The organism is Granulicella tundricola MP5ACTX9 (assembly GCF_000178975.2).
In the GTDB taxonomy this organism is placed as follows: domain Bacteria; phylum Acidobacteriota; class Terriglobia; order Terriglobales; family Acidobacteriaceae; genus Edaphobacter; species Edaphobacter tundricola.
The window spans coordinates 2,723,419-2,746,870 of record NC_015064.1 but is presented as its reverse complement, the minus strand read 5'-3'; the positions used below and the strand labels follow the sequence as shown (position 1 = coordinate 2,746,870).

Annotated in this window: 24 protein-coding genes; 17 read left to right on the top strand and 7 right to left on the bottom strand. The window is 60.4% G+C overall.

Features of this window, described 5'->3' with window-relative positions:
- Positions 1 to 4 precede the first annotated feature (4 nt).
- From ACIX9_RS11700 to ACIX9_RS11635, 15 genes are all read left to right on the top strand, one after another.
- Positions 5 to 862 (top strand): flagellar basal body L-ring protein FlgH, encoded by an 858-nt coding sequence (locus ACIX9_RS11700; RefSeq protein ID WP_013580698.1) that lies wholly within the window; start codon positions 5 to 7, stop codon positions 860 to 862.
- Positions 862 to 2,058, top strand: a complete 1,197-nt coding sequence (locus tag ACIX9_RS11695) for a flagellar basal body P-ring protein FlgI (RefSeq protein WP_013580697.1) — start codon at positions 862 to 864, stop codon at positions 2,056 to 2,058. The genes ACIX9_RS11700 and ACIX9_RS11695 overlap by 1 nt, the downstream gene beginning before the upstream one ends.
- On the top strand, positions 2,055 to 2,378 hold the full coding sequence (locus ACIX9_RS11690) for a flagellar protein FlgJ (RefSeq protein WP_013580696.1): 324 nt from the start codon (positions 2,055 to 2,057) through the stop codon (positions 2,376 to 2,378). The genes ACIX9_RS11695 and ACIX9_RS11690 overlap by 4 nt, the downstream gene beginning before the upstream one ends.
- Positions 2,379 to 2,426: 48 nt before the next feature.
- Positions 2,427 to 2,720 (top strand): flagellar biosynthesis anti-sigma factor FlgM, encoded by a 294-nt coding sequence (flgM, locus tag ACIX9_RS11685; RefSeq protein WP_013580695.1) that lies wholly within the window; start codon positions 2,427 to 2,429, stop codon positions 2,718 to 2,720.
- A 4-nt stretch (positions 2,721 to 2,724) separates the two neighbouring features.
- The gene (locus ACIX9_RS11680) at positions 2,725 to 2,967 is read left to right on the top strand and encodes a hypothetical protein (protein ID WP_013580694.1); all 243 of its coding nucleotides are present in this window, start codon (positions 2,725 to 2,727) and stop codon (positions 2,965 to 2,967) included.
- A complete protein-coding gene (gene flgK, locus ACIX9_RS11675; protein ID WP_013580693.1) occupies positions 2,955 to 4,364 on the top strand; it encodes a flagellar hook-associated protein FlgK in 1,410 nt (469 codons plus the stop codon). Before ACIX9_RS11680 ends, flgK begins: the two co-directional genes overlap by 13 nt.
- 25 nt (positions 4,365 to 4,389) lie before the next feature.
- Positions 4,390 to 5,292, top strand: coding sequence for a flagellar hook-associated protein FlgL (gene flgL, locus ACIX9_RS11670; protein ID WP_013580692.1), 903 nt, complete (start codon positions 4,390 to 4,392; stop codon positions 5,290 to 5,292).
- A 20-nt stretch (positions 5,293 to 5,312) separates the two neighbouring features.
- Positions 5,313 to 5,552, top strand: coding sequence for a hypothetical protein (locus ACIX9_RS11665; protein ID WP_013580691.1), 240 nt, complete (start codon positions 5,313 to 5,315; stop codon positions 5,550 to 5,552).
- Positions 5,553 to 5,758: 206 nt separating this feature from the next.
- Positions 5,759 to 6,439, top strand: a complete 681-nt coding sequence (locus ACIX9_RS11660; protein WP_013580690.1) for a dienelactone hydrolase family protein — start codon at positions 5,759 to 5,761, stop codon at positions 6,437 to 6,439.
- 167 nt (positions 6,440 to 6,606) lie between these two features.
- Positions 6,607 to 6,873, top strand: a complete 267-nt coding sequence (gene rpsO, locus ACIX9_RS11655) for a 30S ribosomal protein S15 (RefSeq protein WP_013580689.1) — start codon at positions 6,607 to 6,609, stop codon at positions 6,871 to 6,873.
- Positions 6,874 to 6,956: 83 nt separating this feature from the next.
- Positions 6,957 to 7,154: a hypothetical protein gene (locus ACIX9_RS25800; protein WP_157477503.1), complete on the top strand. Its 198-nt coding sequence runs from the start codon at positions 6,957 to 6,959 to the stop codon at positions 7,152 to 7,154.
- Between the two features lie 42 nt (positions 7,155 to 7,196).
- Entirely contained in the window at positions 7,197 to 9,650 is a 2,454-nt protein-coding gene (gene pnp / locus ACIX9_RS11650; RefSeq protein WP_013580688.1) for a polyribonucleotide nucleotidyltransferase, read from the top strand.
- A 10-nt stretch (positions 9,651 to 9,660) separates the two neighbouring features.
- Positions 9,661 to 10,578, top strand: a complete 918-nt coding sequence (locus ACIX9_RS11645) for an MBL fold metallo-hydrolase (protein ID WP_232298861.1) — start codon at positions 9,661 to 9,663, stop codon at positions 10,576 to 10,578.
- The gene (locus tag ACIX9_RS11640) at positions 10,578 to 11,513 is read left to right on the top strand and encodes a hypothetical protein (RefSeq protein WP_013580686.1); all 936 of its coding nucleotides are present in this window, start codon (positions 10,578 to 10,580) and stop codon (positions 11,511 to 11,513) included. The genes ACIX9_RS11645 and ACIX9_RS11640 overlap by 1 nt, the downstream gene beginning before the upstream one ends.
- A 25-nt stretch (positions 11,514 to 11,538) precedes the next feature.
- On the top strand, positions 11,539 to 11,949 hold the full coding sequence (locus ACIX9_RS11635) for a hypothetical protein (protein WP_013580685.1): 411 nt from the start codon (positions 11,539 to 11,541) through the stop codon (positions 11,947 to 11,949).
- 41 nt (positions 11,950 to 11,990) lie between these two features.
- Here the strand turns inward: ACIX9_RS11635 and ACIX9_RS11630 are convergent, their stop codons facing one another.
- Together ACIX9_RS11630 and ACIX9_RS11625 are read right to left on the bottom strand one after the other, a co-directional pair.
- A complete protein-coding gene (locus ACIX9_RS11630) occupies positions 11,991 to 12,749 on the bottom strand; it encodes a dienelactone hydrolase family protein (RefSeq protein ID WP_013580684.1) in 759 nt (252 codons plus the stop codon).
- 27 nt (positions 12,750 to 12,776) lie between these two features.
- Positions 12,777 to 14,837 (bottom strand): hypothetical protein, encoded by a 2,061-nt coding sequence (locus tag ACIX9_RS11625; RefSeq protein ID WP_013580683.1) that lies wholly within the window; start codon positions 14,835 to 14,837, stop codon positions 12,777 to 12,779.
- A gap of 312 nt (positions 14,838 to 15,149) precedes the next feature.
- On the opposite strand from ACIX9_RS11625, the gene ACIX9_RS11620 reads away from it, so the two are divergent.
- A complete protein-coding gene (locus ACIX9_RS11620) occupies positions 15,150 to 16,502 on the top strand; it encodes an FAD-binding oxidoreductase (protein ID WP_013580681.1) in 1,353 nt (450 codons plus the stop codon).
- A gap of 7 nt (positions 16,503 to 16,509) precedes the next feature.
- Here the strand turns inward: ACIX9_RS11620 and ACIX9_RS11615 are convergent, their stop codons facing one another.
- Positions 16,510 to 17,541, bottom strand: coding sequence for an MBL fold metallo-hydrolase (locus ACIX9_RS11615; RefSeq protein WP_013580680.1), 1,032 nt, complete (start codon positions 17,539 to 17,541; stop codon positions 16,510 to 16,512).
- 51 nt (positions 17,542 to 17,592) lie between these two features.
- A complete protein-coding gene (locus tag ACIX9_RS11610; RefSeq protein ID WP_013580679.1) occupies positions 17,593 to 18,687 on the bottom strand; it encodes an MBL fold metallo-hydrolase in 1,095 nt (364 codons plus the stop codon).
- A 227-nt stretch (positions 18,688 to 18,914) separates the two neighbouring features.
- Here ACIX9_RS11610 and ACIX9_RS11605 point away from each other — a divergent pair, with 227 nt between their 5' ends.
- Positions 18,915 to 20,759: a TonB-dependent receptor plug domain-containing protein gene (locus ACIX9_RS11605; RefSeq protein ID WP_013580678.1), complete on the top strand. Its 1,845-nt coding sequence runs from the start codon at positions 18,915 to 18,917 to the stop codon at positions 20,757 to 20,759.
- A gap of 5 nt (positions 20,760 to 20,764) precedes the next feature.
- On the opposite strand, the gene ACIX9_RS11600 is transcribed toward ACIX9_RS11605, so the two are convergent.
- The 3 genes from ACIX9_RS11600 to ACIX9_RS11590 form a co-directional block, all read right to left on the bottom strand.
- Positions 20,765 to 21,094: a hypothetical protein gene (locus tag ACIX9_RS11600; protein ID WP_041597071.1), complete on the bottom strand. Its 330-nt coding sequence runs from the start codon at positions 21,092 to 21,094 to the stop codon at positions 20,765 to 20,767.
- 397 nt (positions 21,095 to 21,491) lie between these two features.
- Positions 21,492 to 21,971: a c-type cytochrome gene (locus tag ACIX9_RS11595; RefSeq protein WP_013580676.1), complete on the bottom strand. Its 480-nt coding sequence runs from the start codon at positions 21,969 to 21,971 to the stop codon at positions 21,492 to 21,494.
- Between the two features lie 15 nt (positions 21,972 to 21,986).
- Positions 21,987 to 23,423, bottom strand: a complete 1,437-nt coding sequence (locus ACIX9_RS11590) for a DUF1501 domain-containing protein (protein ID WP_013580675.1) — start codon at positions 23,421 to 23,423, stop codon at positions 21,987 to 21,989.
- Positions 23,424 to 23,452 lie beyond the last annotated feature (29 nt).

Below are 23,452 nucleotides of genomic sequence, written 5' to 3'. Positions count from 1 at the left end.
CGCGATGACGACGATGAGTGTGGCCGCCGAAGAGCGGGAGATGAAATCCGGAGAGTTGAGGCAGCTTGCGGGAGGGTCGCACCCGCCGGTGCTACGGTTTGCGATGCTGACATGCGGGGTTCTGCTGCTGTTGCTGGCGGTGAGTCTGCAGGCGCAGACGGTCGCCACGGCTGCGGCTGCACCGGCTTCCACTCAGGCGGGGAAGAAGGGCTTAATCGACCGGTTGAAGCCGGTGGAGAAGCCGAACGTGGCGCAGAGCTCGATTGCGACTTACCTGGCGCGGGTGAAGGCGGATGGTTCTACGGGGAGTGCTTCGGAGGGTTCGATCTGGTCTGAGAACGGGCGGCTGGCGCATCTGAGCACGGATGTGCGGGCGATGCGGCCGCATGACCTGATCTCGGTGGTGGTGTCTGAGAGTCTGGCGGCTTCGACCGATGGCGAGGTGAAGAACTCGCGGGCGTCAAATGCGAACTCGCAGATCTCGGCATTCTTCGGGCTGCTGCATGCGGGCAATGCGATGCAGAACCTGCTGAATCAGAGCTCGACCTCTGGGCTGGCGGCGCAGGGGGCGAGCGCGACGAACTCAAGTTTGAGCACGACGTTTGGAGGGCAGGTGATCGACGTGCTGCCAAACGGGATGCTGGTGATCGAGGCGGCGCGGCAGGTGGAGTTCAGCCAGCAGACGCAGACGATCGTGCTGCGCGGGCTGGTGAGGCCGGAGGACATCTCGCAACAGAACCAGGTGTTGTCGACGGCGATCTCGAGCCTGGAGCTCGAGGTGCGGGGCAAGGGGATTGTGAACGACTTTACGCATCGGCAGAACGCGCTGGTGAGGCTGCTTGAGAAAGTGCTGGTGTTCTGATGAAGAAGCTTCACTACACCCAACATATTTGTGAGGCGGAGCGGGAGTTTCAGGATCGGCCCAGCATGGTGCGGATTCTGCTGAGCGTGGTCGGGCTGATGGGGCTGGCGGCTGCGCTCGTGCAGGGGCAAGCTCCGGTGCAGGCAGCGATGGTGACGCCGGTGCGACAGGCGCGAGTGAAGGATATCGCGTCGATCGAGGGAATCCGGGATAACCAGCTTGTGGGGTACGGGCTGGTGGTGGGGTTGAATGGGACGGGCGATAGCCAGCAGACGACGTTTCCTACGCAGACGCTGTCCGCAATTTTATTGCGGATGGGCGTGAGTGTGCCCGCTTCGGCGATCAAGGTGCAGAATCTGGCGGCGGTGTTTGTGGCGGCGAGTCTGCCTCCGTTTGCGAGGCCGGGGACGAAGCTGGATATTACGGTTTCGTCTGCGGGTGATGCCCGGAGTCTTGAGGGCGGGCTGCTGCTGATGACGCCACTTTATGGCGCGGATGGAAAGATCTATGCGCAGGCGCAGGGGCCTCTGGTGCTGGGGGGCTACTCGGTTACGGCGAACGGGAGTACGAAGTCTTTGAATCATCCGACGACGGCTCGGGTGCCGTTTGGTGCGACTGCCGAGCGTGGTGTGGCGCTGGAGTTGGAAGGGCGGCGGCAGTTTTCAATCCTGCTGAACGATGAGGACTTCCATAGCGCGGAGGCGATGGCTGAGGCGATCAATAAGGATCTTGCACGGCCGCTGGCGAAGGCTTATGACAGCCGGCGGGTGGAGCTTGCGGTGCCTGCGGGGGAGGATGTGCCGATGCTGCTTTCTCGTGTTGAGGCCGTTCAGGTGTCGCTCTATCCGAGGGCGAAGGTGATTGTGAATGAGCGGACGGGGACGGTGGTGATCGGGGGAACGGTGGTGCTGCAACCGGTCTCGATCCTGCATGGCGGGCTGGCGGTGAATGTGGTGACGGACTTCAATGTGTCGCAGCCGGGGCCGTTCAGCAATGGGACTACGACGACGGTTCCGGTGACGCGGATCGAGGCGCATGACAAGCCGGTGAGCCGGATCGAACTGAAGCAGGGTGCGACGGTGGACGACCTGGTGCGAAGTTTGCAGACGATTGGGGCTTCGGCGCGGGATGTGATTTCGATCTTGCAGGCAATGAAGTCTGCGGGTGCGCTGGAGGCGGAGATTGAGGTGCTATGAGGATCGATGACGTGGTGGCCGTGCAGGCCGGGGCGAAGAATACGCTGCCGAATCCGAAGCTGGTGGATGGCGCGAAGGACTTTGAGGCGATGATGCTCAAAGAGATGCTGAAGCCATTGCACTTTGGCGCGACGGATGATGGTGCCAATGGAGACAGCGAGAAGGGTGGGGAAGCCGATACGATTCAGGGATTCGCGCTGGATGCACTGGGCAAGGGGCTGACTCGCGGAGGAGGCTTTGGGTTGGCGAAACAGATCATCCGGCAGGTTACTGCCGAGCAGAGCGCGCGACAAAGCAAAAGAGTGACCGGCCATGACTAAAGTCCTAGGGAGGCGCGCCGATAGTTGTAGTTGACGGAGGAACTATCGATGCAACAGACAAATGGAATCAACTCATTGCAGAACTCAACGGGGTCACTGGCGGTAAACGGAAGCAATGCGGTCCAAACGCCGAAGAGCTTGAATTCGAGTGGCGGCACGGCAGCGAGCCCACAGCAGAAGACGGACAAGGCAAGCTTTTCAGACGCTGCAAGCTCAGTGACCAGAAGCTCCGATGTGCGGCTGGCGAAGGTTGCCGGGATTCAGCAGGCGATTGCGAACGGGACTTACAACGTATCCGCCGGCCAGGTGGCCGACAAGATCATTTCGTCTTTACTGGGGTGAAGTCATGAAGCTGGTCAACGGTACTGAAACGATTCCGACCTTCCTGGATCAGGCGACGATTGCGCTGATGCAGTTGAGCATCGATCATCTTGAGCTGCTGGAGCAGCTGGCGATGGAGCTGCAGGCACGTACGAGCACTTCCATCAGGCTGCCTGAGACCACCAAAAGTTTAGCGGTTCAGGTTGCGATTCAGGCGGCGACCGAGTATCCGACGGACGGCAGCACGGAGAGAACATGGGATCACTAAGCTCACTTTACGATCTATCGCGCGGCGCACTTCAGGCAGACCAGGTGGCGCTGACCACGACCGCGAACAACGTCGCCAACCAGAACACCGTGGGTTATACCCGCCAGGTGGTGACGTTTGCGAGCGGCGCGGACCGGGTGACGTTGAGCGATGGCGCAATCGCAAGCGCCAATGCGCCTGAGGCGACGGTGAGCTCCGCGCGGGACCGGGTGCTGGAGCAGAGGGTGCAGCAGCAGACGCAGTTGCAGGCGGGCACATCGGCGCAGGCTACGGCGTTGTCCCAGCTTGAGGCCGTGTTCAGCATCAGCGGCAGCTCGGCGACGGTGGGCTCGACGCAGATTGGGACGGCGATCGACGGATTCTTCAGCTCGCTGACGGCGCTGACGAGCAATCCGTCGGACAGCTCGACACGGCAGGCGGTGCTGACGGCGGCAGGGACGCTGGCGCAGGCGTTCAATGCGGGCGCGCAGCAGATCTCGTCGGTTGCGGCGGGGATCAACTCAGGGGTGGCGAGCTCGGTGACGGCGGTGAACTCGCTGACGGCTACGATTGCAGGGTTGAACGCACAGATTCAGTCGCAGAGTCCGAATACGGACGCGGGGGCGTTGGAGGATCAGAGGCAGACGGCGATTGCGCAGCTTTCGCAGTACATTGGGCTGGACCAGATTTCGACGGAGTCGAACGGGATTGCGCTGACGACGGCCAGTGGGGCGACGCTGGTGTCCGGCACGAAGTCTTATGACATCTCCTCTGCTGTGGTGGGAGGCTCGGCGAAGATCTATGACAGCACGGGTGCTGATATTACGGCGGGGATTACGGGCGGGAGCATCGGCGGACAGCTTGCCGCGCAGGGTGGCGCGCTCACGACGGCTTCCACGGCGCTGGATGCGCTGGCTTACCGGATTGCTACGGCGGTGAACACGCAGAACGAGGCAGGGCTGAATGGGTCCGGCAGTGCGGCCGGCGCGATTTTTACGGTGCCTTCCTCTTCCGCAGGCGCCGCCGGTGCGCTCGTTGTGAGCGCGACGAGCGTGAATGCGATTGCTTCGGCTGGGAGTGGTGAAGGCGTTACGGGCAACACGAATGCGCTGGCGCTGGCGGCCATTGCAACTGGGACCGATGCGAACGGGGCTACGATCGACGGTTCGTTTGCGGCGTTGCTCTCGCAGGTGGGGAGCAGTTCGTCCAGCCTCCAGGCACAGAGTACGGCGCAGCAGGCTACGCTGACGGCTTTGACCTCGCAGCGGGATAGTCTTTCGGCGGTTTCGCTGGATGAAGAGGCGGCGAATCTTTCGCAGTATCAGCGCTCGTATGATGCTGCGGCGAAGCTGTTTTCGATTGTGGATTCGGTGACGGTGACGGCGCTGAACCTGGGCGAAGAGGTTGCGGTCCAGTAGGCGAAGAAGATCAGGAGGAGTTACGATGCGCGTCGATCCGAATTATGTTTTCAACCTTACGCAGTCCGTCAGCGCTTCCAGCGCGGCTGAACAGAAGCTGACGAATCAGCTTTCAAGCGGGCTGCGGGTGTCCTCGCTGTCCGACGATCCGGTGGCGGTGGCGCAGAATGTGCTGCTGGCGAGTTCGATCAGCAAGGCGGACTCGTTTACCCAGACCTCGACGCGCGAGCAGGCGGTGTTGCAGGCGACGGATTCAGCGCTGGGTGAGGTGGTGTCCAATGTGACCTCTGCGATTACGCTCTCCGTGCAGGCGAACGCGGGTACGCTTTCGGCTTCGAATCTGAAGTCGATTGGGGAGCAGCTTTCCGGGATCAGGGATCAGGTGGTTTCGCTGGCGAATACGGGGTACCTGGGGACGTACCTGTTTGGCGGGAGCCAGGGGGGGACGCCGCCGTTTACGTTGGCGACCTCCACCGATCCGGCCACGGTGACCTATAACGGGGACTCGGTGACGCAGAGCGTGGTGACGCCGGATCAGCAGAAGATTCAGGTGAACCTGCCGGGGTCGGCGATCTTCCAGGCCTCTGGGGCTGATCTGCTGGGGGCGCTGAACCAGGTGGTGAGTGATGTAAGCAATGGTGCGAGCGGGACGGCGCTGGCCAGCGATACGGCTGCGCTGACGACAGCGCTGGGGAATGTGACGAGCCAGAGGGCCGTGCTGGGGAGTTCGTTGAGCAGGCTGACTTCGACCACGACCTACTCGAACACGCAGGAGGCGCAGTTGACGGCACAGCAGAGCACGTTGCTGTCGTCTGACACGGCTGCGGTGGCGACCGGGCTGACGACGGCCGAGACGCAGCATACCGCTCTGCTGAATGTGATTGCGGGGCTGGATAAGACGAATCTGTTCGATTATCTGCAAGGGTAGGTGAGGCCTATACTTGAGGGATGTTTAAGGGATTGGTGAGCCTGGTGGGGTTTCTCTGGGTGGCTACGAAGGGTAGCCGCCTGAGGCCGTGGCGGAGTGAGTACCTGCGGTGGCGGGTGGAGACGTATTCAGGGAAGACAGCGGGGTCTTTGCGGATTCGGGATTTTTTGGGGTTGTTCTTTTCTGAGCGACGGCAGATGACCCGGTTCGTGCGGTGGATGGGTGAGGTTCGTGGGCTCGCTGAGGGGAAGGGTGAATAGCACCAGGCAGCGTAGCGGATGCATTGTGCCGCCCCGTGGGAAGGATTACGGGGATAAAAATTGATACAAGCGATCAGGGCGGATTTTGACCGGGCTACCCTAATGCTTGATTTTCCTTATCGGGCGATTGCGGTTCATGCGGCTTTGATAGTCGGTGATCTATGATGTCCGTGGTTGAACAGATAAATTTTCGGAGATGAAACGCGATGGGAATGATCAAGATTACGGCTGCCGATGGGCATGAGCTTGGGGCGTATGTGGCTGCACCGGACAAGCCGATTGGCGCTGTCGTAGTGGTACAGGAGATCTTCGGGGTCAACAAGTCGATCCGCGGGGTTGCGGATGACTTTGCGAAGGCGGGTTACCTGGCGATTGCGCCGGCGCTGTTCGACCGCTACGAGCGTGATCTGGAGCTGACGTACGTGGGCGAGGATCTGCAGAAGGCGTTCGGGCTGTATGGGAAGCTGTCGCCGGATACTGCGCTGCTGGATATCGCGGCGGCGTTCAAGGAAGTGGAGAAGACCGTTGAAGGCGTGGCGGTGATGGGCTTCTGCTACGGCGGGCTGATGAGCTGGCTTTCGGCTACGCGGGCGGAGAAGCTGGGGATCGATCCGGCCTGCACGGTGGGTTTTTATGCGGGCGGTGTGGGTTCGGTCGCGACCGAAGAGCCGACATGCCCGGTGATGCTGCACTTTGGTTTGGCCGATTCCCATATTGGGGCCGATCAGCGGGAGGCGGTGAAGGCTGCCCATCCTGAGGTGAAGGTTTATGAGTATGAAGGGGCGGGGCATGGCTTCTTCAACGTGGATCGTGCGGACTATGCGCCGGAGCAGGCGAAGCTGGCGTGGGAGCGGACGCTGGAGTTCTTGAAGGAGAACCTGGCGTAAGACTTTCTTCCCCTTGCGGGTGAATGACGGTCGCGATTTGCGATTGGATTATGGGAATGGATGGCACCGTTTCTCTGGCTGGCCTTCGCTGGCCGGGGAAACGGTGCTAAACTTTTACAGACACTGAATAGTGGAATTGAGAAGAAGATCAGGAGTAGAAAACAGCTGTGTTGGCACCCGTCAAGAAAACAGACATTATCGCGAAGTTTCGTACGCATGACTCCGACACCGGAAGTCCGGAAGTCCAGATTGCAATTCTGACCGAGCGGATCACGGAGCTCACCGAACACTTCAAGACGCACAAGAAGGATCACGGCTCACGCCGCGGCCTGCTGATGCTCGTGAGCAAGCGCCGCCGTCTGCTGGATTACCTCAAGAAGGTCGATGCCGACCGTTACCGTGAGGTCATCAGCAAGCTCGGAATCCGCAAGTAAGCTCACCAGGGAAGAACCTCCAGGAATCGGTACATGGATCTCCGCACGGCCCGCACGCACAGCGCCGGACGCTTCGTCGAGGATTGGCAACAATCCTCGACTGGGAGTGCCTGCCTGTGACGTTTGCGCCCGCAGCGAGTTCCTACGACCTTCCCGGCGGCTACGGCCCTACCTCCACGTTCCGCACAACGCAGCTTTCCGGACGCGCACACGACGCACCGGCAGAGTTGCGTTTTCGTGCGTCCGCCGCACTGCGCGCGGATCCACGCCACGATATCTAACTAGAACAAACAAAGACGAGCACCTGAGAAGAGGGCGCATTTATGAAGCATGACGTTACCGTAGAGCTTGCCGGCGGCAAGCACATCAAATTTGAGACCGGACGTATGGCCAAGCAGGCCTCCGGCGCAGCATTCACAACCTCTGGCGACAATGCCATCCTGGCGACCGCAGTCGCATCGCCCGACCCAAAGGAAGGCATCGACTTCTTCCCGCTGACGGTTGAGTACCGCGAGTTCACGTACGCCGGCGGACGCATCCCGGGTGGGTTCATCAAGCGTGAGGGCCGTCCCTCTGAGAAGGAGATCCTGACGAGCCGTCAGATCGACCGTCCGATTCGTCCTCTGTTCCCCGAAGCCTTCCGCAACGAAACGCAGGTTGTAGCGTTCGTGTACTCGGCCGACAAGGAAAACGATCCTGACGTCCTGGGCATCAACGGCGCGAGCTGCGCTCTGGCACTCTCCGACATTCCGTTCCACGGTCCCGTGGGCGCGGTTCGCGTGGGTCTGATCGAAGGCAACTTCATCGTGAACCCCACGTATGCGGAGCGCGAGAAGAGTGAGTTGAACATCATGGTCGTCGGCACGGCGGACGGCATTGTGATGGTTGAGTCGGGCTCGAAGGAGACCTCTGAAGAGAGCGTCGTTTCTGCCATCGAGTTTGCTCATGTAGAGATCAAGAAGATCTGCGCGGCGATTGAAGAGCTCGTGAAGCTTGCGGGCAAGACCAAGCGCACGGTCACCCCGGTTGAAGTGGACCAGGAGTACCTGGGCTCGCTGAAGGCCAAGGTTGGCGAGCGTTTGAGCGATGCGCTCGACACGCAGAAGCACCCCAAGTTTGAGAGCTACGCACTCGTCAAGACGATCAAGGACGAGCTGAAGAAGGATCTTCCCGAAGGGGATGCCGCCGCAGGCAAGAAGCTGAGCAAGTACTACGAGCTGATGCGCGAGAGCATTTTCCGCGACCAGGTGCTGAACGACCGCATCCGTCCGGATCATCGTGCGTTCGACCAGATCCGTCTGGTCACCGTGGAGACCGGCGTTCTGCCGCGTGTACACGGTTCCGCTCTCTTCACGCGCGGCGAGACGCAGGCTCTGGTCTCCGCGACACTGGGAACGACCGACGATGCACAGCGCATGGAGAGCTACACGGGCGAGTTCAAGCGCCGCTTCATGCTGCATTACAACTTCCCACCGTTCTCGGTCGGTGAGGTTGGGCGTATGACGGGCGTTGGCCGTCGCGAGATCGGTCACGGCGCGCTGGCTTGGCGTGCGATTGAAGCTGTGCTGCCGGGTGAGGATGAGTCACCTTACACACTGCGCGTTGTTTCGGACATTCTTGAGTCGAACGGTTCGTCCTCGATGGCGACGGTCTGCGGCGCATCGCTTGCGCTTATGGCTGCAGGTATCCCGCTCAAGGGCGCAGTGGCCGGTGTTGCGATGGGCCTTGTCAAGGAAGGCGACAAGTACGCCATTCTGACCGACATTGCAGGCGCAGAGGATCACTACGGCGATATGGACTTCAAGGTGGCCGGTACCCGCAAGGGCATCACGGCGCTGCAGATGGACATCAAGATCATGGGCATCACGCCGCAGATCATGCGTGAGGCGCTGGAGCAGGCTCGGCGTGGACGTCTTGAGCTGCTGGATACGATGGATGCGACGATCTCTTCCGCCAGCGAGCAGAAGAGCGCGTTTGCACCGCGCATCCACTCCATGCAGATTCCTACCGACAAGATCCGCGACCTGATCGGACCTGGCGGCAAGGTGATTCGTGGAATCATCGATGCGACCGGCGTGAAGATCGACGTGGACGATACGGGCCGCGTGAACGTGGCTTCAAGCGATGCGGACGGCCTGAGCCGTGCGATCCAGATGATCACCGACCTGACGGCTACGCCGGAGATCGGCAAGACCTATCTGGGCAGGGTTGTCCGGCTGGCTGAGTTCGGCGCATTCGTCGAGATCTTCCCCGGCACGGATGGCCTGCTGCACGTGTCCGAGATCGCGGAGCATCGCGTCAAGGAAGTGAAGGACGAGCTTCGCGAAGGCGATCAGATCCTGGTGAAGGTACTGGCGATCGAAGGCAACCGCATCAAGCTCTCCCGCAAGGCTGTTCTGCGTGAGCAGCGTGCGAAGCTGGGGCTGCCGGAGGTTCCGGAGGCTGGTGAAGGCCAGCGTTCCGCTCCGCGTCCTGCACAGGCGCAGACGCAGGCTCCTGAGCCGGGTAACATTGCTGAAGATGGCGATGACTTCGACGACGATGATGATGATGATGTGGAAGATGGGCCGGATACGAACGGTGAGGATGAGGCTGAGCCTAACTTCAACCGTGCGGATGGTGTGGCCCCGGCTGCGCCTGCTGGCGGACGGCCTGCGGGTGGACCTGGCGGCGATCGCCGTCCGGGCACGCGGCGTCGTCGCGGCGGACGTCGTCCGGGTCAGGGCGGCGGAGGCGGCAACGCGGGTGGTGGTGGAAACCGTCCTTCGCAGGGCTAATCGCAAGACAATGGTAAGGATGGGGTCACGCTTTGGCGTGGCCCTTTCTGTTTTGTTCTGTGTCTGTACGGCGCGCGCGCAGACGCTGGTTGCGCCTGGGGTCTGGTTTCTGCTGGGCGATGCGAGCAAGGGCTATAGCAATACGACAGTGATCGAGATGAGCGACTATCTCATCGTGGTGGATGCGAACTATCCGGGGCGGGCGAAGGAGCTGATTGCGCTGATGCCGACGCTGTCGAAGAAGCCGGTGCGGTATGTGTTCGATACGCATGCACACGGGGACCACTCGTATGGGAACTCGACGTGGACCCGTGCGGGCGCGACGACCATGGCGTTTGCGGGAGTGGCGAAGGAGATGGACCGGTGGGAGCCGAAGCGATGGCAGACTGCAGTGGCGAAGCGTGAGGATGTTCGCGCGACCGGTGAGAGCGATGTGGAGCGCCCGCGCAAGATCATTACCGGCGACAAGTTAGTGCTGAAGGACAAGACGCGGGAGGTGGATCTTCTGTTTCTGGGGTGGGGACATACGCCGGGAGATGGGTATGTTTGGCTGCCAAAAGAACGGGTACTGGCGACTGGTGATGCGGCGGTGAACGGGCCTAGGAACAAGCTGTGGGATGCTTCGATTGAAAATTGGCCAACGGTGCTCGACAAGGCCCTGGCATTGAAGCCGGTGCATGTGCTGCCGGGGCATGGTGAGGCGGACGGAGTGGAGATACTTGTGGGACAGCAGAGGTTTTTGAAGGACTTGTTTGTGGCCGTGAACAGGGAAGCGGCAGCGGGGAAGAGACCTGCGGAGATGCATATCGAACTGCCGCGCGAGGATGCGAACTGGGTGCCGAAGGATCTGTCGGGAGACATCGAGGCTTGCTACACGGAGGTCCAGGCGCATGCGCCGGCGGGCTCCGTGCCGCACGAGTGGAAATAATGCGGCGCAAGGTCTGGCTGGGGTTTGGGCTGTTTTGTTTTCTCGCAGGGTCTCGCTGGCTCCTGGAGCAAGCTGTGCCTGCGCCAGTAACCTCGCTGGTGCGGGAGGCGATGCATCATGGGCTGCTGGTGCTGATCTTCGCTGCGTGGGCTGTGCAGCGGCGAGAGGGTTGGGCCGGTAAGAGCCTGATGGATTGGCTGGAGATTGCAGGGGCGGCGGCGCTGGTGTTCGTGCTGCCGGATCTGCTGATCAACGGGGCTGCGGGCGCGGTGACCAGCTTGAGCGAGACGCTGGTGTTTCTGCTGGTGCCGGTGGTGGTGGTGTTCGTGGTCGCACAGCAGGCGAGTGGCTTTGGCGTGGACGATGGGGCCAGGGGGCTGCTGGGGCCGGCGCTGGCGGGGCTCGCAGGGGCGGGGTTGATGATTCCGTTTACGATGCCGCCGTCCGTGGCCGGGAAGGTCTGGCTGGGCGCGCTGGTGGCCGGGGCTGTGCTCGCGGGGATCGCCACGGTGCGGGTTCATGCGCTGCTGCGCGGCACGGGCATCATGGCGGCGACTGCGGTTGTGAGTGGCGTGATCGCGGTGCTGAGCGGCGTGGCCGCTTCATCCGACTGGCGGGGGCTGGCACAGATGGATGGGCGTGGGCTGCTGGTGGAGGCGGCGATTGCGGTGTTCGTCGATGGGCCGCTGCTTGTGCTGGCCGTGTGGCTGCTGCGGGAGATGCCTCCGGTGGGCTTCGTTGTGCGGTACTTCCTGGTACTGCTGATCACGATCGTCGAGAGCTTCATCGTGCTGCATCCGAGCGTGAGTTGGTATACGGCTTTGGGTGCGGTGTTGATGGCGGCGGCGGTGTGGCTGCTGCTGCGCGGAGCTGCTGGGTTAGCCTCCAAGGCTGACTCCGAGGGTTCTCCGGTGAAGTTGAGGGGCGCGGATTAACAGGGTCCAGGCATACACTCTGCGTATGGCTGCTTCGCTTTACATCGTGGTCGAAGGGGAAGACCCGGGCTTCGACATCTTCGTCAACGGCAGGCTGCTGGCGCGGCATGAGGACTCGCTGGAGCGGCTGGCGCTCTCGCTGGGCGTGAAGCCGCTGATCGAGTACTTCTCGGCGGATGAGAACTCCATGTCGCTGCTGATTGAAGAGGGCGCGGGGAACGAAGAGCTGATCAAGCGGCTGCCGCCTCCGCAGTGGTATGGCGGGGCTGAAGGGCTGACGACGATCGATGCGCTGGTGGACGCGCTGGCAGAGGAGCCGCACAAGCTGGGCAGTGAAGGGCCGATGGTGCTCGATGAGTTGAAGGAGTATGCGCGGGTGCTTCGGAAGACTGAGGACCGCGGGCTGCGGTGGCATCTGGCGGTTAGCTGGCGGTAGCCGCACGAGACTCGCTGCGGCTTGACCAGGACTGCGGAAGGCTAGACGGGCAGGTCTCCCTGGCCTAGCTTGCGGTGGAAGAAGTCATAGGTCAACGACATCATGGCGTGGGCGTGTTCGGGGTCGTAGCGGACGCCTTCGTCGCGCAGGAAGGCATGGGCTCCGTTGACCTCATGCCAGTTGAGCAGGGTGTTGAGCTCGTTGAGGCGTGCGAGCAGCTTCATGCGGCCTTCGGTGGAGACGTGCGGGTCCTGGCGGCCCCAGGCCATGAAGAGCTCGCCCTTGATCTCTGCGGCGCGGGCGAAGGAGTCGTCGTGCTTGCCTTCACCGAGCGTGCCGGTATGAATGTCCGTGGCGTAGAAGCAGACGGTGCCGGCGATCTCCGGATTGAACGCGGCGCGGAAGGCGAGATGGCCTCCCATGCAGATGCCCATCGCGCCGATCTTACCGGTGCAGTCGGGGCGAGCGACGAGATGGTCGATCATGGCGCGGGTGTCGGCGTCATACGCCGCGACGGGCTTGTGGGTCTTGAGGAAGTTGCCACGGTCTGAGCCGGCCTGGTCGTAGGCCAGGATGCTGCCGGCGGGCTCGTACTCGTGATAAACCTCCGGCATGGCGACGATGTAGCCATGGCCCGCGAGCATCGCGGCGGTGCGGCGGATGGGCGCAGTGATCTGGAAGATCTCCGAGTAGAAGAGGATGGCGGGGTAGCGGCCCGGCGCGGCTGGGCGCACGATGTGCGTGCGCATGGGGCCGCTGGGAGTTTCGAGTTCGACGAATTCGCCGTTGATGATGACCATGCGTTCGATGGTAGCGCAATGGGGTGGCTAGAAGAGCTTCATGTACTCGATGAGCGCCTTCTTGTCTGCGTCCGGGAGCTCCGCGCCGAAGGTGTGGCCGCGATCCTGGACGAAGTCTGGCGCGTTATCGGCCAGCAGGAACAGGGCATTGAGATGGCCGGTGCCGGTGACCTTGCAGAAGAAGCGCGTGAAGAAATCATCCTTGCGGAAGTGCTCCGGCGTGACGACGTCTACGTTCGCGATAAGCGAGACGGGTGTGCCTTTGGCGATGCAGACCGAGCCGCCTTCCTCGTAGAAGAACTTGCTCGCCTGGCTGGTGCGCTGGATGGATTTGACGCCGGGGCGGCGCTCCGGCCAGAGCAGCTTCTCCATCGCATCCTGATACGCTGCGAGCCTGCCCGCGACGGAGGGGTCTCCGTTGTAGAGGCCGACGGAGTTGTTGTGGAGCAGGGGCGCGGTGGCCCAGATGTTGGCCAGGTTCGGCGTGCGGTAGTAGCCGCGACCGCCGGTGGCTTCAAAGGGCAGGAGCTTCAAGCTGGTGTGGAAGGGATCGACGAGGCCGTCAATATGTACCGGTGGAAGTTGCTTATAGGTATCGGATGAAAAGTTGGCCCAGATGTGGCCGGCCGTCGCGTTGGTTCCCATGGCTCGAGCGCTGTTGGTCTTGATCTCTGAGATGGGATGGCGTGCGTCGTCGGAGAGATAGTTCTTCTGTAGGAAATCGTCTGCCATGACTGCCTGGCGAAACCACTCTGCCTGCGTGGTCGCGTTGTCCGCGGGCGGCCGCTTACTGGAGTGGCATGAGGCGCATTGCTCGGCGAAGACTGCCTTGCCTCGCGTGAGGACGGCGGTGTCTTTGGGGAGATAGGCCTGGCCGTTATCGGCATCGGCAAGATGCAGGGGAGCAAGCGTGCGGAGGAAGGATTCGAGCCCGCCCATGCGAGCTTCGGTGTCAGTCCAGCCCTGGTTGCAGTTGGGATCGAGACGCGCCTGCTTGGGATCGAAGGCTGACTGCGGGCGTTGCAGGCCGTAGATGGGGTCCTGCAACGTGGTCCAGATGTTGGCGCAGACGCCGATGTTGATATACACGCGCAAGGCGGCGCAGGCAGTGTCATCCTGGCCGGGGTGCGGCGTGGGATCGTCCAGGCAGGCCGAGCCTACGGAGTCCGAACCGTCTTTGAGGATGTGATACACATTGCGATGAACGCCGTCCGCTGTAACCTCAGCGTGTGTGGGGCGATCGTTGATGTACGCAATGTGGTTGATGGTGTTTGGATTGAAGATGTGATCGGTGGCGACCTGCGAGGTCTCCGACGTGCCTGCGGGTTCGCTGTGTGCGAGTTGCCAGCGGAAGTCGTTGGGCTGGAGCGACTGCGTCATGGGAAACTTGGCGGCGCTGAAGATCTGCTCGCGGAAGTACTGGTTGCCGATGCCTGGGTTGAGGTTATGCCACTGCGGGTTCTCGGGATCTGCCGGTGGATGCAGGGGATTGAAGCCGACGTGGCACATGGCGCACGTCATGCCGACGAGGTACGGCGGCTCAACCGATGCGGCGTCTTTGCGATAGGCATCAACGTTCCACTTCTTCGGATCGAAGTTGGGATTGGGGAAGATGCGCAGGCCGATGATGCCTGCCGATTTGCCAAAGGCGGGTCCGAGCGGAGGCGTGTTGATGCTGGTGCAATCGTCGATCCAGAGACCGTACTGATCGGGTGCGGAGGCCTTCCTGCAATCCGGGTCGCTGATGATGCCGAACTGCTTGAAGCGCTGGCCACGGTGACGCGAGTCAATGGACTGGATGAGGTCGAACTGGCCGTGAGTTTCAGTGGCAATGTGACGCCAGAGCGCCTGGTCGCCGACGACGTTGGTGCCGCCCGGGTTGCGGTCGCCGCCGGTCCAGAAGTACCAGGTATCGCGGCCTTGGCGTTGCAGGTCAGTGAGGCCGACGTAGCTCATCTGGTAGCAGTTCGTTGAGCCGTCCGGACAGACGTAGCCGGTCTGCGCGCGGGTGCGATGCAGATGAGCGCCAAGGGATGCGGTGAGAAGCAGAAGCAGAGTTGTAAAGACGAGGACGCGGCCGGCACGCATAGGGTGACCTCCGAAGATTTCTTGCGGGGCCCGAACTGCAGTGGCAGACCATCACTCCATGACGAGGGTGTTGGCGATGACGTGAGTGAGAATAGCATACAGTCCGTTTGTTGGCTTGACTTTAGATTTGTGCGCTGCTAAATTCCTCCCGATGCGAAGGTTGGGCTCTCTGCTCACGCGCATCTTTATCCGGCCATCCACACGTCCCCAAGGCCCCGGGCCAATCCCAACGGAAAATTTGATCGATACAGGCTTCTGAGGCTTTGTGTCTGTGCGCCTGTAAGTCAGCTTACTGATTTAGAAGAGGAACCCATGGCAGAGATAACGGTGACGAACTGGTTCGGAAATATTGTGTCGCATCCGCTGGTGGTAGTGGATGCCAACTCGGTTGATGACATTGTGCGCGTACTGAAGGACCCGGTTCAGTACCCATCGCCGGTACGAGTGGTGGGCTCCAATCACTCCACGTCACCGTGCGGTGTGGCTGATGGCGGCACGCTGATCCGCATGAAGATGAACAAGGTTTTGAATGTCGGCGACGACACGCTGACGGTTGAGGCGGGTGCGATTCACCTTGACCTGGCGAAGATGCTCGAAGCGAAGAACCTGATGTTTTATGTGAATACGGAGATTGGGAGTCTCTCTTCCGGCAGCGCTGCGTGTGCGGGGACCAAAGACGCTTCCATGCCTGGAGAGTACGGCCAGGTGGGTTCTTATGTGACCGGGATGAAGATGGTGCTGCCCAGCGGTGATCTGCTTGAAGTGACCGAGGCAGATCAGCCCGATCTCATGAAGAAGATGCGTTGCTCTTACGGCACATGTGGAATCGTCTATGAGGTCACTTATAAGATTCGCGCGCTTCTGCCTATGGCCGTCCATCACGAGACCTTTGAGTTGGAGGATTTCATCGCCAGGCTGCCTGAGTTGAAGGCGCGCGGCGAATCGATGTTCTATTACATCTTTCCTTTCGACAACAAGATCACGATCGAGTTTCGTAAGTACAACCCAGGCGCAACGGGTGACCCAGACCATTGTGCGTGGGGGCTGCGGAACCACTTCTGGGGCTCCGCCGGACCGAAGTTTGGCCATGACGTGTCGCAGAATATCTCCATACCCAAGATTAGGTACGGCATCCTCGATGGCTTCAACGCGACCTGGCGTTTTCAGCTTGAGAACCTGGTGTGCGGGGATTACACGATACCGGGCGACCAGATCATTCACTATCCGCCAGTCTCCGATGACAGCCGGTATACCTTCAGCCTCTTCGCGTTTCCGGAGGCGGACTATGCTGTCTGTATCTCGGACTTCTTCAAGTTCGTGAAGGATTACTACAACGAGAAGGGCTATCGTTCAAACCTGCTGTATGTGGGTTACTGGATCATGCAGGATCAGCAATCGCTGCTGTCGTACTCGTACAACGGGCCCGTGATGACGATCGATCCGGTGTCCACCGCGAACGATGGCTGGGTTGATTTTCTGGCGGCCTACAACCAGTTCTGCAGCGATCGGAATGGTGTTCCGTTGTTGAACCAGACCTATGGCCTGACACCGGCAATCGTTCAAAAGGCCTATGGCGACAGGCTTACGACGATGCAGCAGACACGACGCAGCTACGATCCAACGGACCGTCTCCTCAACGCTTACTTCAAGGATCTACTGGGTTGACCCGCGCCTAGGTCTCATAGGCGTAAGGATTCTTGTCGATGGTCGTGGTGCCTCGCGTCTGATTGCAGAGGTAGACGCCGCCGGTGAAGTAGATGCCGGGCTTGGTGATCGTCTTGGCGATCTCGTAGGCGTGGCGCAACTCTGCAACGGTGAGCTGCCACGGCGCTTCCTCAGGCTGCCAGGTGACGCCGTAGGGGTAGTCCTCGCCCTTGCTGCCCATCTCCACATGGCAGCCCACGATGTGAGTGACGGGGTGGCCGTCGTCGAGAAACTTGATAAGCCGGGTCATGCTGTCGAACCATGGTTGCCAGAAGCTGATGTAGCAGCGGCCGCGATAGAACATATCACCGGTATAGAGGATCTGCGTGTAGGTGTCGTAGTAGGCGAACTCGCTCATGACGTGGCCGGGGCTGCCCCAGATCCAGATCTCACGGCCGCCCAGGTCGAGCACCACGCGCTGCTCAGGATAGTGAGTCATGCCCCAGAAGCCGACCATCTCCTCATGCGTCAGGCCCATGATGCGTGTGTTGGGGCGGTCGACGAACTCGTTCTGCGCGGCGTAGTGATCGGCATGCAGGTGGCTGAAAGCAAGGAGCAGTTCAAGGTCCTCAGCTTTGTGTCCATGCTTCTTCGCCCAGGTGTCGATGCAATCGTCAACGACGTCACGCAGCGGCCAGTCCGAGCGCAAGGAGTTGAAGCCCTGGTCGATCATGAGGACGCGTTCATTGCCGAAGTAGAGCATCATGAACGGGGCTTCGTAGCTATAGCATTTGTTCTGCCGTAGGACCGCCGTGTGCTCGTTGTACCAATGTACCTGGACGGGTGGATCGGTGTTGTCCATGGCTGATTCCGAGCCGCAGATCCACTTTGCGGGAAATGTGCCTGGCGCTGGTACATTCTGCCTAAAGTCGACGGGACCGACAAAAGCGGGTGCGGCTGGCGAGACCAATCCATTCTCCGAGTTCATCAGGGCGTTCGCCGCAGGCACCACAAAAGATAGAACAGGAAGCGCGAGGAAGTTTCTACGATCGAGTTGCATAGTGGCATTTCCTTTGCGGACAGTAACTGTTACATATTGCTCAGGGTGAGACTAGAACGCTCGCGGACCCGTGATATTGGGGACGCCGGCAGGGAAGTCGAGCGTCTTCTGATCCGGACTTACGCGGTTGAGGAGTTGAAAATCGACACGCACGAGGACGGTCTCCTTGCCCACGATTTCTTTCGCGGCGGCCAGAGCCTCATCGATCAGCGGAGGCTCCATGGGGAGCAGTCGTTCGTAAGGTTTATAGGTGTAGAACCGCGGATAGGCCTTGCCCGGAAGGAACTGCATCTCGACGTGGCCGCCAAGGACCCACTTGACCGGGTGCGTATCCTTCCACTGCTTCAGGCGCTCAAGGGATGCGACGAAATCCTTGTCGTTACTGATTTGTATCTTTCCCGGATACAAAAGATCACCAGTAAAGAGGAAGTCGCAGTAGGGGTCATAAAAGCTGACGCCATCCTTGTGGGTCCCAGGCGTCGCAAGCACATCGATGACTCGGTCCCCGAGGTCGATCTTTCCAATCCCCTTTCGCCAGGACGCATTCAGCTTGTAGAACGCCTTCATCTCATGCAGAGGCTTCGGTACGAGCGTCGTATTCGGCCGCCCGGCAAACTGTGCAAGTCCCTGATTCTGTGCAATGTCCTCTCCAGAGGTCATCACGACCGTCAAGGGCACATTGCTTCTGCCGCGAGCCCTGGCCCAGCGCGTGATGATGTCATCGACCGTCTTGCGCAGTGGATACCACTCTGCCTGCGGGGTCGCGCCGGTGTCGATCAGCAACGCACCCTTGTTACCAAAGAGCAGATAGGTAAATGGGCCTTCCCAATTCACGCAGATGTTCTCTCGCATGAGGTAGGTGTCTTCGTTGTACTGCATCACCTGGATGCGCGGGTCTTTATTGCGAGCCGCGATGACCGAACCAAAGATCCAGCGGAAGCCCAGCGTGCCGGGCGCTGACCCTTCGCAGTGGTAGTTGTGGATGACCGGGCCGGTGGGGTGAAGCGGCATGCAGGAGTCCGTGTTCTTTGCGGCTGCCGGATTCAGTGAATCGGCTGGATTGCCGTTGGGATAGGGGCGTCCGCTGGGTGATTGTGGAATACCGTTCAACGCCGGGTTGTAAGCTGGTGTCTGTGTCTGTGCCATCGCATCCCTCAAGACGTAAGTCCGCGCGCATGCGTTGCCGCACGTCATGTTTGTTTGGTACTCATGTCGGTGAACTAACGTGAGCATAGGCAGCTTTCTCAAGTTGTGCCAGCAACATGGCTTAGTTCTATCGCCTCGATAGACGACTGGCTCTAAGGCATACTGCCTAAGAGCGATTACTTGATCCGCACGGCTCATCAACTTTGCACCTGCACGATGAAAGAGAAATGCGTAAGCCACTTCTGTTGCTGTCCGTCTGTGCCACCCACGCCTTCGCCCAGTCACCGGTTTCAACGAACCCTCAGCAGACCGCGCTGCCATCCACGGAGGCCGCGGTCAACGTTACCTCTGCCATCCAGCCCATGCTGCTCTCCGGCTCGGATCGTTCGTTCGTTGTCCTTGATCCCGAAGCCACTGCGCTGCTCAACGACAACGTCACGGACTATCTCCGCATGGATGCGTCGGTCAACCTGCAGTCTCGCGCGGGCAACGGCGTTCAGGCCGATCTCTCCATCCGCGGCACCACCTTTGAACAGTCGCTGGTGCTGCTGAACGGCTTCCGCATCAATGACCCGGAGACCGGCCACCTCAATCTCGATATCCCCATCCCGCTTGAAGCGATCTCCCGCGTCGATGTGCTGCACGGTTCGGGTTCCACGTTCTTCGGCTCCGATGCCATCGGCGGCGCGATCAATCTCATCACCGCACGTCCGTCGCGAACTTCTGTCACAGCCAAGGCCGGCTTCGGCAACTACGGTTCCGAAGAGCAACACCTGCAGGCCACATATGCAGCCTCACGCTTTGCCGGAGAGCTTGCGGGGAGTCGCGATACGTCCGACGGCTTCATGGTCGATCGCGGCTATCACTCCAACGCGCTCTCGTCGGAGACCTGGTTTGACCTGCGCCCGCATCCATCGAGCCAGTCAGCGCCAAAAGATGCGTGGACCACGGATCTCCTGTTTGCCGCCAGCGACCGTCCCTACGGAGCAAACCAGTTCTACGGCGCGTACGATTCGTGGGAGCGCGCCAAGGGCTGGTTCGCCTCAATCCAGCAGCAGCTTGGCGCACGAACGATCGGGCAGTTCGCCTATCGCCGGCACTCGGATCTCTTCGTCCTACTCAACGACAACCCGCAGTACTACCGCAATAATCACCTGGACGGAGCATGGGAGGGCGCACTTCGCCGCACCGATGATGTGCGCCATGATCTCAGCATCTCTTACGGTTTGGAGGCAGACGGCGATAGCATCCACAGCTCGAACCTCGGTCTTCACGCACGCAATGAAGAGGCTGGATATGTCAGCGTTGCCTACCATCCGCAGGGGCGCTTCACTGCCATTGCGGGTGCGAGGGAAGAAGGTCTCAGCGGCGGAAGGTCCGTCTTCTCGCCGAGCCTCGCAGCAGGGTTCAGCTTGACGAAGACGTTGCGCCTGCGCGCCTCAGCCGGACACGGATTTCGCCTGCCCACCTACACCGATCTCTACTACTCTGACCCCGCCAGCATTGGGAATCCCGCGCTGAAACCGGAGACGTCCTGGAGCTATGAAGGTGGTCTGGACTGGACGCCGGGCGGACGCTATACCTTCAGCGCCACGGGCTTTCGTCTGCAGCAGAAGAACAGCATCGACTACTCAAAGTACACGCTGGCCGCGCCCTGGCAGGCGACGAATATCAATGACCTGAACCTCACCGGCGCGGAAAGCAGCTTACACATCCGGCTTCCTGCCACCCAGACTTTGCAGCTTCGCTACACCGCGGTACAAGCCGCGCCGCCACCGCCGGGGCTCATCAGCGAGTACGCCTATAACTACGCCGCACAGGATGCGAACCTGCTCTACACCGCATCGTTTTGGAAGCAGTGGATTGCGCAAACTGAGCTTGGGGTGATTCAGAGAACGGGGCACACTGCCTACCCGTTGTGGGATCTTTCCATCGCTCGCAGCAGCGGGCGGATCAAGCCTTATCTTCGGCTGATGAATCTGAGCGGTACGGGGTATGAAGAGATCGTGGGAGTCCGGATGCAAGGCCGCACCGTGATGGGCGGCCTTGCGTACTCCTGGACTCGCAACTAACTGAGTTACCGAAGGTTGACGGTTGCGCCGCCCATGTCTTCGGTGACCTCGGTGACGACCGTGCCGGAAGGTCCGGTGGACGAGTCGGCAACGGTGGTGATGCGGGTGCCGGCGGGGATCTTGACCGCACGCGACTCACCGGCGGCGAGCGAGATCTGATCGTCGCCGCTCTTCAAAGCGATCGGTGCCTTGGTCGTATTCTGAAGGGTGAACTTCACGGTCTTACCCTTTTTGGCGGTCTGGGCGGTGGGTGCGGGTGCTGCCTGCGCGAACGCGCTGAAGGAAGGTACAAGAAGGCAAAGGGCAGCTGCTGCGGGGAGTACAACAGATTTCATGGTACGCATTTTGAAGCTCCAAAATAAGTGCGACACGAGCTGCAGGATCTACGGTGTAGCAGGGTCACGGTGACAGGTACGTGAATAAATCCACCAGACCAGCTCCAAACGGGGAAGACCGCACACGTTAGAGCCGATGGCCTGGCTTCAGAAGGCAAAACAGACTATAGCCCTCTGCTTTGACGCCTGTCGACCGTAACCGGTGCATTTTGTGTCAATTTTGGGGCGCGTAGCGGTACGAGAACTCGGAGACAGCCGAAAGAGAGAGACTCTTTCGGGCTCGACGAATCCTGATCATTTCATGCTAAGTAGAACAAAATAAATTGGTTGCGACGGTCTGCTGCGCTACCGTGCATCAGCGAGTGCTTCTGACGGCTCCTCCCAAAGAATTTCTGAACTATTTCCCGCCATAGACAGCCGGTTCTCCCAGACTGCCCTTCGGCGGCAGATGACGGATGTAGACGACCATCCGCCACATGTCGTCGTCGGAAAAATCTCCTGTGGACGGTGGCATCCCGGACGGGTACAGCCCGTTCTTGATGATCCACTTCAACTGCCCGTCCGAATACGCCTGAACCTGTGCACTTGCCAGCGAAGGAACAGGCGGTGAAATGGTCGCGGCAAACGGCACGCCGGTGTTCTGTCCATCCAGTCCGTGGCAGACCATGCAGTATGAGCCGAACAACTGCTTGCCGTCCGCAATGGCTGCCGCATCCGCATGGACCGGGTTCACATCCTTCTTTCCGCCGACCGTGACGTGCAGCTTGACCCAGGTTGCCACTGCCGTCTCCGGCTTGCTGGGCTGAGTCGCCTTGCAGCCCGAAAGCCCAAGCGCCAGCAACGATAAGACGACCCGAACTGCTACAGTCTGCTGCAAGCAATAACCTCTGTTCTAAGCGATGATGTCGTGGATGACCTTGCCGGAAACGTCCGTCAGACGGTAGTCGCGGCCGCTGCTGCGGTACGTCAGCTTAGTGTGCTCGATGCCCATGAGATACAGAATCGTCGCATGGATATCGTGTACGTGAACAGGCTTGTCCACAACCTTCCAGCCGAAGTCATCGGTCGCGCCATAGGTCATGCCGCCCTTGATGCCGCCCCCGGCAAGCCACATGGTGAAGCCGTGCGGATTGTGGTCGCGACCGTTGTGCGTGCCCGCGCCGCCCAGTTCCACGACCGGCGTTCTGCCGAACTCTGAGCCACACACGATGATCGTCTCGTCGAACAGTCCACGCGCCTTGAGATCCTTCACCAGCGCTGCAAACGGTTGATCGGAGTCCTTGGCGTTCTTGCGATGCATGAGGATATCGGCATGGTGATCCCACGGGTCGCCCTGCGAGTAGTAAACCTGCACCACGCGCACACCTTTCTCAATCAGCCGCGCCGCAGTCAAACATCCGCGTGCCGTGCTGCCTTCGCCGTACATCTTGATCGTCGCGGCAGACTCCTTGCGCACATCGAAGACCTCCGGCGCCTCCGTCTGCATGCGGTACGCCGTCTCCATGGAGCCGATCGTCGCTTCAAGCTGCGGAGTCGACTGGTTCTCCGCCATGTTCATATCGTCGAGCTTCTTGATCAGATCAAGCTCCTGCCGCTGCGCCTTCATGTCGAAGCGTTCGTTATGAATGTCCGGAATCAGCTTGTACGGATCGAAGTCCTTCTGTTTGGTGTCCGAAGAGACGTACGTTGCTTGATGAATGGGCGGCAGAAACGCGGAACTCCAAAGCGGAGGCCCGACGGTGGTTGGAACCTGGGGGCAGAGGACGACGAAGCCCGGCAGATCCTTGTTGATCGTGCCCAAACCATAGGTCAGCCATGATCCCATGGAGGGCCGTCCCGCAACGTTCGCGCCGGTGTTCATCATGATCAGCGCCGGCTCGTGGTTTGGTATCTCCGTGAAGACCGAGCGCACCACGCAGATATCGTCGATGCACTCGCCCACATTGGGGAAGAGCTCGCTGACCTCGATGCCACTCTTGCCATACTTCTTGAACTCAAACGGCGACTTCATCAGCTTGCCCGTCTTGCGCTCGTGGCCCAGGTCTCCGCCCGGCATGGGCTGCCCATCGAACTTCGTCAGCATCGGCTTGGGGTCGAAGCTGTCGATGTGCGAAAGCCCACCGTTCATGAACAGAAAGATGACATGCTTGGCCTTGGGCTTGAACTTCGGGTCCTTCAGCATGTACTGATCCGGCCCCGGATTCACAGGGGCAGCGGTCTCAGCCTGCGCAATCTGCTCGCCCAGCATGCTGGCGAAGCTCATGAAGGCAAAGCCTCCGCCGATTCTCTTCAGTGCGTCACGACGATCGATTGGTTTCGGTTTAAGCATGGATAGTCTCCATTCGGAACACATGTCTG